Annotated in this window: 10 protein-coding genes; 5 read left to right on the forward strand and 5 right to left on the reverse strand. The window is 62.1% G+C overall.

The window, feature by feature from the left end; genetic code table 11:
• Positions 1–30 precede the first annotated feature (30 nt).
• Complete coding sequence (locus BCY88_RS02160) at positions 31–1,497, reverse strand: M81 family metallopeptidase (RefSeq protein ID WP_120342610.1); 1,467 nt, start codon at positions 1,495–1,497, stop codon at positions 31–33.
• Positions 1,498–1,623: 126 nt separating this feature from the next.
• Positions 1,624–2,571: an ATP-binding protein gene (locus BCY88_RS02165; RefSeq protein ID WP_259461192.1), complete on the reverse strand. Its 948-nt coding sequence runs from the start codon at positions 2,569–2,571 to the stop codon at positions 1,624–1,626.
• 316 nt (positions 2,572–2,887) lie between these two features.
• Here BCY88_RS02165 and BCY88_RS02170 point away from each other — a divergent pair, with 316 nt between their 5' ends.
• On the forward strand, positions 2,888–5,257 hold the full coding sequence (locus BCY88_RS02170; protein ID WP_259461193.1) for a TonB-dependent receptor: 2,370 nt from the start codon (positions 2,888–2,890) through the stop codon (positions 5,255–5,257).
• A 19-nt stretch (positions 5,258–5,276) separates the two neighbouring features.
• Positions 5,277–6,926 (forward strand): serine hydrolase domain-containing protein, encoded by a 1,650-nt coding sequence (locus BCY88_RS02175; protein ID WP_120342612.1) that lies wholly within the window; start codon positions 5,277–5,279, stop codon positions 6,924–6,926.
• 210 nt (positions 6,927–7,136) lie between these two features.
• On the opposite strand, the gene BCY88_RS02180 is transcribed toward BCY88_RS02175, so the two are convergent.
• Complete coding sequence (locus tag BCY88_RS02180) at positions 7,137–10,700, reverse strand: indolepyruvate ferredoxin oxidoreductase family protein (RefSeq protein WP_259461194.1); 3,564 nt, start codon at positions 10,698–10,700, stop codon at positions 7,137–7,139.
• Positions 10,701–10,843: 143 nt separating this feature from the next.
• Between BCY88_RS02180 and BCY88_RS02185 the strand changes: the two genes are divergently transcribed.
• Positions 10,844–11,317 carry an Lrp/AsnC family transcriptional regulator gene (locus BCY88_RS02185; protein WP_120342613.1) on the forward strand — a complete coding sequence of 158 codons (474 nt, stop codon included), beginning with the start codon at positions 10,844–10,846 and terminating at the stop codon, positions 11,315–11,317.
• Between the two features lie 61 nt (positions 11,318–11,378).
• Here the strand turns inward: BCY88_RS02185 and BCY88_RS39510 are convergent, their stop codons facing one another.
• On the reverse strand, positions 11,379–11,849 hold the full coding sequence (locus BCY88_RS39510) for a hypothetical protein (protein WP_147408491.1): 471 nt from the start codon (positions 11,847–11,849) through the stop codon (positions 11,379–11,381).
• A gap of 327 nt (positions 11,850–12,176) precedes the next feature.
• Entirely contained in the window at positions 12,177–12,809 is a 633-nt protein-coding gene (locus BCY88_RS02195) for a TetR/AcrR family transcriptional regulator (RefSeq protein ID WP_310796099.1), read from the reverse strand.
• Positions 12,810–12,895: 86 nt separating this feature from the next.
• On the opposite strand from BCY88_RS02195, the gene BCY88_RS02200 reads away from it, so the two are divergent.
• Positions 12,896–13,930: an MDR family NADP-dependent oxidoreductase gene (locus BCY88_RS02200; protein ID WP_220669642.1), complete on the forward strand. Its 1,035-nt coding sequence runs from the start codon at positions 12,896–12,898 to the stop codon at positions 13,928–13,930.
• 82 nt (positions 13,931–14,012) lie between these two features.
• Positions 14,013–14,657 (forward strand): flavodoxin family protein, encoded by a 645-nt coding sequence (locus BCY88_RS02205; protein ID WP_120342616.1) that lies wholly within the window; start codon positions 14,013–14,015, stop codon positions 14,655–14,657.
• The last annotated feature ends 11 nt before the right edge of the window (positions 14,658–14,668 follow it).

Consider the following 14,668-nt stretch of genomic DNA (forward strand, 5'->3'; position numbering starts at 1 on the left):
CGCCGGCGCGCCGACCGCGCCGGCATGGCCTCACATTGCCGGCGCAAATGGATTTGACACGCGTGGCCAATAGTTGAGATCACGCTGTTGATAGTCCAGTTCGGCAAAAGCCGTCGTGAGCGCACCAGGCGCTGCGATATGAAATATGGCCTTCGAGCGTGGCGCGAAATCGGTTTGAAAATGCTGCGTCGATTTCACGATCACCAGCTTCTTGGCGGCAAAGTCGATGCCAAGGCCGGTGAATGCGTCCACGCCCAGCACCTGGGTGCGAACCGATATCAGCGCGATGTCGAGTCCGTTGTCCGCTTCGACCCACACCGCCCGGCCAAGCGGCTGCTCGAGACCCATGATGCTTTGCGTATGCCGCTCGACCACACCGCGCACAGTAACGCGCAAGTCCACGGGGTCCCCCGAGTACACACTGCATTTACCGCCAATGCGCAGATTCAGCGTTGCCCCAACACCGGCGTCCTTGCAAATCTGAATGGCACCGAGATCCCAGAAGCACCCGATCGCAGCATGGGCAATCTGTCGCTCGACCACGCGACGCAGAATGAACGTGCTGTCACACGGCGCGCCACCCCCAGGATTGTCTGCGACATCCGCCAGTACGACCGGGCCGCCGTCGACCGCCAGCGCACGATCCAGTCCGGAATCGATGTCGAGCCATGCAGGGCGGGTCGCGTTGCGCAACTCCCAGAACTCGCGTGCCAATTGCGCCGCCAGCGCCTCAGCTTTCGCGAAATCGTTGTCCGTCACCACCCAGAGTTTTGCGCCGGCTTCGGGCACGTCGCCCCACGGGAATCCGTGACCGAGCGACACCGATAGCACGCCGTCGTGTCCTTCGAGCGACTGCATACGCCGGACAAACCCCGCCATCGGTTCGCTGGTGGTGTGCCAGGCACCGACCATCCGGCAGTCGAACACGCCGATCGTCGGACGGATGCGTCCGGCAGCCATATCAAGCGCCAACTGATAGGCTTCGCGCGCCCGGTCGACGGCGTCGATATGCGGATACTCCTTGTAAGCGATCAGGATATCTGCCGATGCCTTCATCAGCTGTGTGAAATGACAGTGCGGATCGAGCGTGACTGAGATTGGAACACCGGGTCCGACAATGGCGCGAACGCCGGCAAGCAGATCGCCTTCACAATCGTCGTACCCCTCCGCCACCATCGCACCGTGCAGCAGCAGAATCACGGCATCCAACGGCAAGGCGGCCTTTACGCCGTCGAGAATTTCGTCCCTCAGGGATTCGTATACCGCGCGAATCGTGCGGCCGGACGGCTGAGCTTCGGCACACAGGCCTTCAACGATTTCGTGACCGTCTTCCTCGGCGAGGCGCCGCACTTCCGCAAGCACATGACCCATGCCGTCGGGTTCGCGCAAACTCGCGTCGCCGTGAAAAATCGTGCTCTCTTCGAAGCCGCCCCAACCGGTGGGGCACGGGGCGAATGTATTGGTTTCGGTCGAAAGCTGAGCCGTATATATCTTCATCGTGAGGTCTGCCAAATAGGATTGAAGGGCGTGAAACGACTATAAGCACGCGCTATTTCCGCTTTGTGAGCACTCTGTATCAAGCGTGAAATAGAGCTTGGCCAACGGTCGATCCGGCCGCCCAACCTATCGGCGCGGCAACGTGACCTGTGCCACCAGCCCGCCTTCCGTACCGTTGCGCAACACCAGTTCCCCGCCGTGGCGCTTCACGACGTCGTTCGCGATGGCAAGGCCAAGTCCCGTCCCGCCCGTGTTCTTGTTGCGAGAACTTTCCACCCGGTAGAACGGCTCCAGCGCCCGCTCCAGTTGCGACTCCGGTATGCCCGGGCCGTGATCGACAATCTCGATACGCACGCACGACGGTGCGTCGATCAGACGGATGTGCGCGTCTTCACCGTATCGGATCGCGTTGGCAACCAGATTCGTCAGGCAGCGTTTGAGGCCCAGAGGTTGAGCCGATATCGGCGGCACCTCCCCGCTGATCGTCACCTTTTGGCCGTGTTCGGCCGCGTCTTCCGCGATTGCATCCACCAGTGCATTGATATCGACCGGGCTGAACGCCTCAACCACTTCTTCATTGCGCAGAAACGATAAGGTGGCCTCCAGAAGCTGCGTCATCTCGTCAATATCGTCTCTGAGCCGTTCACTCAGTTCGACGTCCTGAGCGGAGCGAAGGCGCAGCTTCATGCGCGTCAAAGGGGTGCGCAAATCGTGCGACACGGCAGCGAGGAAGCGGTTGCGCTCACTCATTTGCCGCCGCAGCGACGCCTGCATTGTGTTGAACACTCTGGCGGCCTGACGCGCTTCGACAGGACCGGTTTCCTCGATAGGCGGTGCATCGATATTCCTCGACAATTCAGCGGCCCCTAAGGCTAGCGAGCGGAACGGGGCGGCCAGCATGCGCGCTCCGATCCAGGACGAGATCAGTGCCGGCATAACCTGGATCACCACCGCGGCGCCCCACTGCAACGGCGCGCTCATCCCGGGAGGCGGTTTGAAGGGGGCCGTGCTGTAGAGCTTGAAGAGCAGTAGGCCAGCACTGACCTGCGTCACGAGGACGATCGAGATCATCATGAAAAGCAGGCGATAAAAAGCTGAATCGAAACGGGGTCTGTGCATGGTCCTGGCCGACAGCGAGGGGTAGCTTCGATTATCGCCCGCGAATGTAGGGTCTTTGTGTGTCCTTTATTGCAAACCCGACACAAATTTCCATATCGGGCTCGCCTCGTCTGCCTGCCTGGCCGCTTTTCTCCCGCACCGATCGTTTGTATCAGCGACGATACAAACGCCACATGAAACAGAAATAACCGGCACTTACCGTTCATCTTGAGTTGCGCTACACAGCACCGCTTTCGGTAGATTGCAAAATCAGGAGGAGACAATAGTGAAGATGAAAAACAGAACGAAGCGCACAGCGGTTTCGACAACGTTACCGCTGCGGCACGGCGGGCGTTACGCAACCCTCTTCGTCGGACCGGTATTCGGGTTGGCATCGTTGGGCGTGCATGCGCAGGAACAGACGCCAGCGCCAATGCAGACTCAGCAGATCGCCGTGCCTGAAGCTGCGTCCACTGCAACGCCCGCCTCTGCGCCCAGCGCCGCGGTGCCTGAGGCCTCCGCGGCTGAGACGTCGAAAGCACAAGGCAAAGATGGCGCGACGCTCAATACCGTTGTGGTTACCGCGACCCGCCGACGTGAACCGGCTCGCGAAGTACCCATGCAGGTCAATGTACTTTCAGCCGACGAGCTGCAGAAGAGCGGCGCGAAAACGATGTCCGACTATCTGTCTGCGGAGCCGGGGGTCGACTTGAACGCCAGTGGCGGCAGCGGATCGGGGCAGGTCAGTATCCGCGGCGTGACGACAGGTATTCAGACAGGACCGACGGTCGGTATGTATATCGACGACGTCGCGTTCGGCGGCAGTACCCTGTTTTCCCAAAGTGCAACGTTCGCGCTCGACATGAGCCTGCTCGACCTCAACCACGTTGAAATCCTGCGAGGTCCGCAGGGCACGTTGTATGGCGCGGGTGCGATGGGCGGTTTGCTGAAATACGTGACCAACGAACCGGACTCGGAGCAGTTTTCCGGGCAAGTCGGCACCGGCGTGTCGGGAACGGAGCATGGCGGTGTGAGCGGTACGGCCAACGCAGCGTTGAATATCCCGCTGAAGACCGACGTTGCCGCGTTGCGCGTCTCCGTCTTCGGGCAGCACGATGGCGGTTATGTCGACGCCGTGGGTCCCGAGGCGGACTCCCACATCGATCGTGGCGACACTTACGGTGCTCGCGCGTCGTTGCTACTGACTCCGACCAGAGATTTGACGGTGCGGTTGACCGCGGTCTCGCAAAACATCAATCGCAACGATCCGAACTACGTTGAATATGGCGCCAACGGGCAGCCGGTCTGGGGTGACCTGACAACGCAACAGTTCGCCCCACAACCGTTCCATCAGAACATTCAGCTTTATTCGGCCGGAGTCGAATACGAACTCGGCTGGGCGCGCCTGAACTCGATCACGTCGTATCAAAGGGTCAACTCGAGCGCGCCGCAAGACCTGACCGGCGTATATGGGCCGCTATTTGCAGCCCAGGGGCTAGACCTGGGTTCGGTGGTAGCCAAGGATGTGGCCACCACGAACAAGTTCACCCAGGAGTTTCGCCTGACCTCGCCAGGCAACCAGCGGCTCGAGTGGCTGACCGGACTCTTCTACACGCACGAGCGCAGCAATTTGAGCGAGGGTTTTCTGACGACGTTGCCCGATGGCACGCCCGGCCCGAACCTGTCGGAGATCGCAGCGCCCAGCACGTACGACGAGTACGCGGCATACGGCGACCTGACCTTTCACCTCACGCCGCGCCTTTCGCTGACCGGCGGCATCCGGATCGCCCACAACACCCAGACCTACGAACAGACCACCTCCGGTACGCTCGCCGGCCCGACACAAACCGTCTCGGCACCGTCGTCGGACACCAGCAAGACTTATATGTTCACCGCGCGCTATGCGCTGACCCCCAACAGCAATGCGTATGTCCGCGTCGCCAGCGGATACCGGCCCGGTGGCCCGAATGCACTGCTGATCGATCCGCTCACCGGCATGCGCGCGCCGGGTAGCCCGACCTTCGCGCCCGATACGCTGTGGAGCTACGAGGCCGGCTACAAGGCCGACCTGCTCGACAAGCGGCTATCGCTGGAGACGTCTGTCTACGACATCGAGTGGAAGAATATCCAGCAGCTTGGCACGGTCGATGGCGTCAACCAGGTCGTCAACGCCGGCAACGCGCGAATCAAGGGTCTGGAGTTCTCCGGCACGTTCCGCCCCAACCCGCATTGGAACTTCAGTGCGAACCTGTCGCTCATCGACGCCAGCTTGACGACAGGCAACGCCAGCGCGGGGACGACAGCGGGCGAGCCATTGCCGAACTCGGCCAAGGTCTCCGCTACGTTCTCGGGAACCTATCTGTTCACCGTGCAAGGGTATCCGTCGTATGCGGGTATGACCCAACGATTTGTCGGTCGACGTCATAGCGGGTTCGACGCCAGCTCGGGCCGTCCGGATTACCCGTTGCCCGGCTACGCGATCACGGATTTGCAGGCGGGTGTGGACTTCAGGAAGTTCAGCGTGGCGTTCTATGTTCGCAACCTGTTCGACCGTCGCGCCTTGATCTCGGCCGGCACTTCGCTGATGCCGCTGGGCGGCCCGGCTCTCGTCAGCGTGATTCAGCCCCGCACGATCGGCGCGGCGCTTACCGTTCCGTTCTAAATCATATGGATAACTGATAATGACGCAAAATTCACACGACATCGTCACGCAACTGGATACCCTGTTCGAACGTTTCAACAAGTGCGATGAACCCGGCCTCGTCGTGGCCGTGGCACATCGAGGCGAAGTCCTCTACCGGCGAGGTTTTGGCATGGCAAGCCTGGAACACGGTGTAGCCAATACGCCGGCCACACGCTTGCGCATCGGTTCGACGAGCAAACACTTCACCTGCCTCGCCGCGCTCCTGCTCGCCGAAGACGGCAAGCTCGACATCGACGCCGGGATTCGCACGTACATGCCTGAACTGCCGCTGCTGGCAGGCGACCCCAGCTTGCGCCAACTGATGACGCATACGGGGGGCTACCGCTGCTACCTCGACCTCACGCTGCTCGCGCAAGGCGTGGCGACGCTGCCGCGTGGTGGCGCGTTGGCCGCAGAAGTCCGGCAACGCGACGTCAATTTCCTGCCGGGCGAGCGGATGATCTACTGCAACGGCGGATATCACCTGCTGTCGCTCGCGATCGAACGGGTCAGCGGAATCCCGTTCGAGACCTTTCTGAAGGAACGCATCTTCAATGTGATGGGCATGGCCGACACAGAGTCGGTCGCCGACGACATGCGAATCCGCCCGCGCATGGCGACGCAGCATGTGCCGGATGGCAAAGGCGGATTCATGCGCGGCCTCTTTCCCACGTGGGAAGTGCTCGGTGAAGGCGGGATCGTGTCGACGGTCGACGACATGCTGCTCTGGCTCGCGCACCTGCGCGGCCCCAAGCGTCTCGGCAGCGAAGCAAGCTGGCGCCAGATGCTGACCAAACCGCACTACTCGAGCGGTGCGGAAGGGGTCTACGCCCTCGGGCTGATGCTCACACCACATCGCGACGTGGAGGTGCTGCACCATGCCGGTGGTGTGTTCGGTGGCGCCTGCCAGATGTTGACCGTGGCGAAGCAGGCACTGGATGTAATCATTCTAACCAACGGCGCGGCAGCCAATCCGGCTGAACTGGCTACGCAGGTAGTCGATATCGTTCTAGGCGATGCGGTACTGGGCGCGAAGCTTGCCGCGCCCCTGCAAACTGCCGGGCACGAAACCTTGCTCGGCAAGTACCACTCGCGCGCGTCCGGGACGTATTGCGTGATCGGCGATCACAACGGGCAGGTGAACGCGATCTTCCATAACGTCAAACAGATACCCCAGCCACTCATCGAGACGGCGGCCGGATTGCGGGTCGATGACGGGGCAGGTGGATCGCTGCTGATCAACCCTTGCGTGTCGACAGCAGAGGCGCGTGTGACGGCTATCGAGTTGGTGGACTGCGGTCACGCGGAGACGCTTGAGCGCTTACCCGATCACGCGCCGCTCTTCTCCGATGCGTCCGCGGGGCTGGCAGGCACATATCACAGTAGCGATGCCGCGGCACGTGCGACGATCGCCGTGACGAACGGCGAACTCACCATGACGATGGACGGCGTTGCAGGCAGTGTCGGCTACCGGCTGGAGCCGGTAGCCGACAATCTTTTCACGTTCGACCCTGCCGGTCAGCTGGCCGTCATGCGTGGAGTCTTGAAGGTGGAACGCTCGGGTAACGAGGTGACGCGCTTTCGCATCGACACGACGCGCACGCGCAACCTGAACTTCATGCGTGAGATCCCGGGAAGGTTCGCGTAAATCCCCCGCAAGCTGCGCATCGTCAATATAGCGAGCTGCCTGAATGAAAGCCGAACCCGTCCATTTGTTACGCAGTGGCGCCGCGCTGCAATCCAACATCGAGACCAGGCTCGATGCGCCTTGGACGCGTTAGCTCAGTGAATCACCGCCTGGATCCCATTTTCGGGCTCAGACACATCGTTGAGCCCGAAAATGGAGCGTTTGAATGCCTCACGCAGTCGGCCGCTGGCCTTCATTCCCCTGCAACACCTCACGATACCGCTGACGCACCGGCCGAGCGTTCTCATAGTTGCGCTCCTTGATCACGCCAAAGCCGCGAATCGACGACGGCACGCGCAATAAGGCAAGCGCGGATTCGATCGTTTCTGTGTTGAGTTTCCGAAGCGCGAGATCGACGTCCGCCTCGAATTCGCCAATCAGCGCACGCTCGATCACGCGGTCCTTCTGGCGGCCGAACGGATCGAAGGCGGTTCCGCGCAACACCTTGCCGTGCTTCATCACACGCAACAGCGGATCGAGCCACGCAGCGCGAAGCGCAATCTTGGTTCTGCGGCCGGTACGAGGATCGCGACGCGTCAGCAGGGGCGGCGCCATGTAGAACGTCTTTTTGCCGCCGCCATCGAAAGCGCCGGACAGGTAGGCATGAAAGCTGCCGTCGGTATGCAGGCGCGCGACTTCATACTCGTCCTTGTACGCGAGCACCTTGAAATAGTTGCGCGCCGCCGCCTCCGTGAGTTCCCCGGCAGCACCCGCGATACGCCGCTCGGCTTGCTGCACACGTTCGACCAGCGCCATGTAGCGGCGGCCATAGGCGGCGTTCTGATAACGTTCCAGGTCCCGCACGCGGTCGGCGACGAAGCGCTCCAGTTCAAACTCACCGGCGGCTGCCACATCCGCAACCGTGCCGGAAACCTGTTCGATCACACTCGCGTCGTGAGCGAGCAAGCGTCCCCAGAAGAACGCGCGCCCGTTCATCTTCACAGCCGTGCCGTTCAGTTCGATGGCCCGCATAATGGCCGATTCCGACAGCGGAATCAGTCCCTGTTGATAGGCATACCCAACCATCATCATGTTCGACGCAATCGCGTCACCGAACAGGATTTCGGCGGCGCCAGAGCCGTCCCAGAACGCGGAGGAATCCGTACCGATCGCGCCTTCAATCGCACGTTGATGAATGGCTTTGCTGACCGGCAGATCGCCGTCGCGCACAAAGTCCGACGTCGGCGTGATCCGTTCGTTGACGACGGCCCGCGTCACGCCCGGCGCGACGCGCGAGAGGGCGCCCGCCGACGCTGCAACCACCGCGTCGCAGCCCAGCAGAACATTCGCGGCGTGCGCGCCGATACGCGACGTCACGATTTGCGCGCGGCTGCCCGCAATCTGCACGTGACTGATCACGGCACCATTTTTCTGCGCAAGCCCCGTGAAATCCAGTGTCGATGCGCCTTTACCCTCCAGATGCGCGGCCATCGCGAGAATCGCGCCGATCGTGACCACGCCCGTGCCGCCGATGCCGGTCACGACAATGCTGGCGTGGGCGTCCAGCTCCGCGCGCACGGCCGCCGGCGCAGGCAGTTTCGCGCGCCATTCCGCTTCAATGGCGCCAATGCGCTTCTGATCCGGCTGTTTAGGCTGCAGTCCTTCAACAGTCACGAAGCTGGGGCAGAAGCCTTTGAGGCACGACGTGTCCTTGTTGCAGCTCGACTGATTGACGGCGCGCTTGCGGCCCAGCTCCGTTTCGAGCGGTTCGATCGCAATGCAATTCGATTGCACCGAGCAATCGCCGCAACCTTCGCAAACGGCCGGATTGATCACCACGCGCCGGGGCGGATCGATCAGTTTGCCGCGCTTGCGGCGGCGGCGCTTCTCGGCCGCACAGGTCTGGTCGTACACGATGACCGAGACCCCCTTGCCCTCACGCAGCGTACGCTGCAGCGCGTCGAGATCGTCGCGATGTTGAACCTCGACGTTGGCGGGCAAGCTCAGTGGACCGGCATACTTTTCAGGTTCATCGGAAACGACCACCACTTTGGCCACACCCTCGGCAGCCACCTGGGACACCACGCGCTGGACAGTGAGACTGCCTTCGGTGGGCTGGCCGCCGGTCATCGCCACGGCGTCGTTAAAGAGAATCTTGTAGGTGACGTTGGATTTGGCCGCCACCGACTGGCGAATCGCCAGACTTCCCGAGTGCTGATACGTGCCGTCCCCCAGGTTGACGAACATGTGCGGGATATCCATGAACGTGGACATCCCGATCCATTGCACGCCTTCGCCGCCCATCTGGCAGAACGTCGCCGTATCGCCCGCCTCGCCCAAAGCCATGATGTGGCAACCAATGCCGGCCGCGGCGTAAGAGCCGTCCGGCAAGCGGGTGGACGTATTGTGCGGACAACCGGCGCAGAAAAACGGCTTGCGATTCAGCGGCTGCTCATCCTTGCCGGCTGCCGCAAGCGGGATGATGCGCGAGCCATTGCGTTGCACCGGCACACCGGGCGCAACGGGTACCGTGAGTTCAACCTGGGTATGGGCAAAGAACCGTTTGAGCGCGGCCGCGACCTGTTCCGGCGCGAACTCCATGGCGGCGGGCAGCAGCGGCCCGGCTTCGCCCAGGTCCTTGCCGAACACCGCGGGACGTTCGTCCGGCCGCAGATTGAACAGCGCTTCCTTGATCTGACGCTCGACAAAGGAGCGCTTCTCTTCGACCACGACCAGCGCCTGCATGCCACGCGCAAAGGCTCGCACACCTTCGGTCTCCAGCGGCCAGATCATCCCGATCTTGTAGACGCCGATGCCGAGCCGCTCGAGTTCCTGCGGCGACAGCCCAAGGGCCGCAAATGCCGCCAGTACGTCGCCGTGCGCTTTGCCCACCGTGACGATACCGACCCGCGCGCCGCGCGGCCGCACGAGCGTGCGATCCAGCGGGTTCGCACGCATGAAAGCGAGCGCGGCGGGCAGACGCTCGTCGAGCAGGCGCCGTTCGAGTTCGCTGCGTTCGGCCGGCCAGCGAAGATTCGGGTCGTAATTGAAACCGCGTCCTTCCGGTACATGGATGTCGGCCGGCAAACTGAAGCGAGGCGCCCCGTCGGCGTCGTGCGCCTGCACGGTCATCGAACGGCCGCTTTCAACGGTTTCGGTGATCGCCTTGAAAGCGACCCACAGCCCCGAGAAACGCGACATCGCGTAACCCGCCAGACCGAACTCGATGTATTCCTCAACCGACGCCGGAAAGAGAATCGGCATCATCGCGCCTTCGAAGACGTGGTCCGTCTGGTGCGGAAACATCGACGACTGCGCCGCGTGATCGTCACCCGCAACGGCGAGCACACCGCCTTGCCTCGACGTGCCCACGATGTTCGCGTTACGGAACACATCCCCGGTCCGGTCCACACCCGGGCCTTTCCCGTACCACATCGAGAAAACGCCTTCGACACGCTTGCCCGGAAATGCATCGACCTGTTGCGCGCCCCACAGCATGGTGGCGCCCAGGTCCTCATTCAAACCGGGTTCGAAGCGGATCGCGTGCTGCGCGAGCAGTTTCTTCTGGCGCCACAGTTCCTGGTCGAAGCCGCCGAGCGGCGAGCCGCGGTAGCCCGACACCAGCCCGCCTGTCCGGATGCCGGCAGCGCGATCGCTGCGCGCCTGTTCAACCAGAATTCGCACCAGCGCCTGGGTGCCCGTCAGGAAAACGGTTCCGTTCTCTCTGACGTAGCGGTCCTCAAGACCGTACTCCATGTCGATCGGACGCCCCAGCTCCACTGCTCGCATATTCATTGTTTGTCTCCTCCGCCTGTAGGGATGGCATGCGAGCCATTTTAGGTAGCCGATAGCGGCGATTCGTGCCAAACTGAGTCGCTGAATTGCTTGAATTTGGCAAGTAACGCCAGTTTTCAATCGTTTTCGGGGAAAGTTAGCCAATGAAGTTTGACCGTACCGATGTGGCCATCCTGCGCGCCTTGCAGTTGGACGCCCATACGAAAGCCGCCGACCTCGCGGAGTCGCTGGGTCTTTCGCTGTCGCCGTTTTACCGGCGCATCCGGATGCTTGAGGAGTCCGGCGTCATCAACCAGTACGTGACGCTGCTGGATCAGGAGAAGGCGGGATTTCCCGTCAATGCCTACGTGTCCGTGGCGATCGAGAAGAAGAGCGAGGTACGGCTCGCGGCGTTCGAGCGCGCCATTGCCAACCTCGATGAAGTGATGGAGTGCTACCTGATGACCGGTGCTTTCGACTACATGCTTAGAGTGGTCGCGGCCGACATTGCCGGCATCGAGCGCTTCGTCATGACCAAACTCACGAAGGTCGATGGCGTGCGCGACATTCACACATCCGTGGCGCTTCGCCGCGTCGAATACAAAACCGCGCTACCGCTGCGCATTCGCGACGAGTAACGAGTAACGGCGCTCGCGCGCCGCCCACGCGTGCCAGTCCGGCACCCTCGACGACCAACGCCTAGCTGAAAGGCGCCTTTTCCGGTTCGGCTGCATATTTGTCCCGGATCGCATTCACGCAGCGAGTGAAGCGCGTGCGGAAACCGACGGGATCTGAGCTCAGCGGCGTGAGTCCATCCGACGTGACGTTCAATCCGTCGGCGGTGCGGGTCACTTCCAGATCGAAGTTTGTGCCCGGCTCATCCTCGAGAATCACCGTCTCGCGCACATCGCGCCCCCCGCCGCGGACGATCGCCTGGCACGCCTGGTGAAGCCGGCCTGCCCCACGAGCGTTACTGCTGCCCACAACCGTATTTTCCGGGGCCGAGCCGTACATCCGCAGGGATTGGAATTGTGACGGTATCCCCGCCGTAACGAACGCGGCGTCGACATCGGAGATGCCGTCACTGCAACCGCTTATCAAACTGGAAATCGCGGCCAGCGTGATGCCGGCGAAAGCGCGTCGGAAACTCGATGTCTCGTGGCGTAGCATGGTTGCCCCGTAGTTCTTTATATGTGGTCGTAAGCGTCGTGTCCCGGCTCCGCACCATTCATTGCGGCAGTAAGGATATCCGATACGCATGTCAGCGATCCAGCACACCGATGTTAAATCGATGCACAAAGTCACGGGCCACATTGACGGAGCAGCCCGACTCTCCACGCGGACGGTGCTCACGTCTTGGGTAGCAACGTGGCACACGGTACGCCGCCCGCAAGTCAATCCGGTTCCACAAAAGATTGACGCGTAATGCTTATTTACCCGGCCGATCCAAAGCAGTAACAGTGAAACTCAGAGAAGCTCACGCGGATCGGTTGAAGATCAACGTGAGCGCTCACGCAGGTAGGCACAAACAAAACCATTGAGCTCCCGCCGCATCTCCTGCGTGCCGAGCTCACCGCGCAACGCGGCCGCATGGACCACGCCCTCGACAGCCGAAGCAAGAACCTGGGCCGCGATTGCATCGCCCGGGGTGCCGGGTTGTTCCGCGCCGGGTTGAATCAACGCGTGGTAACGCCGCAGATATTCCACCTCGAACGCATCGCCGCTTGCCCGCGCCGCGAGTGGGACTTCGTCCAGCAGCACGCAATGCAGCCGTTGACTATCCAGATGGATCGTGATGATGCCGTCGATCACCTGGGCCACCCGCGTCTCGAGCCGAGTGGCGTCGCCGCGCTCAGCCGGATTGGGCAACACGGCGAGTACCTCGTCGAGATGGCGCGTGCGGATCGCTTCGGCCAGCGCCAGCTTGTCGGGAAAGTATTGATACAACGATCCGATGCTCGCACCGGCCACTCGAGCCACTTCATTTGTCGTGAACTTCGTCCAGCCGCGCGCGGCTAAAACGTGAGCGCCCGCCTGGACGAGCGCATCGACGGTGGCCCGCGAACGCTGCTGCCGAGGTGCTCTGCGTGCCGCTCGAGGGGGTGCGGAAAAGCGAGTAGCCATAGCCATGGTTCCACGCAAAAATTCAAATATACCCGCGTAATCAAAGTGTGGCGCGCCGTGCCACTGCTTTTCCCCCGTAAAAGGAGTCCGACATGGAGCTAATGCCCCGTGTTTCGCAACAAGTCAAACTCGCCGCTCATCCGGAAGGCAAGCTGCGCTCGACGGATTTCATGCTTACCGAAACGCCCTTGCCTTCGTTGGCGCCCCACCAGGTGCTGCTGCGCAACAAGTGGTTTCGCATCTCCGTGTCGACGCGCTTAATGGCCAGCCGCGACGCCAAAGAAATCAAAGGTATTCCATTTCCCGCGCTCAAACCGGGCGACACCCTCGCGGATGGGGCGATCGGCGAGGTGATCGCCGCGACACCCGAATCCGGATTGCGAGTCGGCGAGACTGTCATGCATTCGCTGGGTTGGCGCGACTATGCGGTGGCCGATGCGCGTCAATGCACGGTGTTGCCGTCCGAGCGCCTCGATCCGGCCGCGTACCTCGGTCACGGCTGGACCGCGTATGCCGCATTGACCCGCGGCACGCACATCACTCCCGGCGACACCGTATTCGTTTCCAGCGGCGCGGGTGCGATCGGCTCGATGGCGGGACAGATCGCGCGCAGGCTCGGCGCCGGGCGAGTGATCGGCAGCACGGGCTCGCCAGGCAAGGCTGAGTGGATGAGGCATGAACTCGGCTACGACGCGGTGATCGTCCGCGACGGCCGGCCCTTCGTCGCGCAACTGGCGGAAGCCGCGCCGGACGGTATCGACGTGTTCGTCGACATGGTTGGCGGCGAGCAGCTGACGGCCGCGGTCGCACTGGCGCGAGAAGGCGCGCGCTTCGTGATCCTGGGCGCCCTCATCGCCGAGTTGAATGCCGAAGGCGCCAGCGCTATCGCGCCGGCCGAGATCGATTCGTTTCAACTCCCGATCAAAGGCATCACGCTGCGCGGCTATAGCGCGTGCGAAGACGACGCCGGTGCGTTTGCGGAATGGATGCAACACCTCGGCGAATGGCAGCACGAAGGCGCGATCTGCCTCCCCTCCACGCGCTTTTGCGGCCTCGACAATGCGCCCAAGGCATTGCAGGAGGCTTGTGCGGGAAAGCTCACAGGGGTGGTGCTCGTCGAGCTGTAACCGGACCCGGCGCGACGTTAAGCGCAAGACCAGGCGAAACCAGGCGAACCCGGAAATCGAAATTCACTTTGAGGAGAAATGCATGTCGAGTACAAGCGTCGCGATTGTTTTTCACAGCGCATATGGGCATACGGCACGACAGGCCGCGGCCGTGAAAGAAGGCGTCGACCGCACTGCCGGAGCGCGCGGAATTCTTGTTCCCTGCGAAGAGGCGCCCGCGCGCTGGGATGAATTGACTGGGGCCGACGCGATCATTTTCGGCGCGCCGACCTATATGGCCGGAGTGTCGGCCGAATTCAAAATCTTCGAGGAAGCCACGTCGAATGCGGTCATGACCAGGGGTTTTCTATGGAAGGACAAAATCGCGGCCGGATTCACAAACTCGGGCGCGCACGCCGGAGACAAGCTGGCCACGCTGATCCAGATCTCGCTGTTTGCCGCCCAGCACGGCATGCACTGGGTCAACCTTGGCTTGCCGCCCGCGAATAATTCAAGCAAGGGCTCGCCAGAGGAGCTCAATCGTCTGGGTTTCTGGCTGGGCGCAGGCGCGCAATCGAATACCGATCAAGGCCCGGATACCGCGCCGCCCGAATCCGATCTTGCCACCGCACGTTATCTCGGCGGGCGCGTTGCCGAAACGACGCTTCAGTTCGTTCGAGGACGCGCCGCCCTGGCTAGCCGGGAGAGCTTCGATCGTTCGGACAGCCAGGTCAGTGTAGAAACCTGAAGCTGACAGGC

It is taken from the genome of Paraburkholderia fungorum (assembly GCF_003610895.1).
GTDB lineage: Bacteria > Pseudomonadota > Gammaproteobacteria > Burkholderiales > Burkholderiaceae > Paraburkholderia > Paraburkholderia fungorum_B.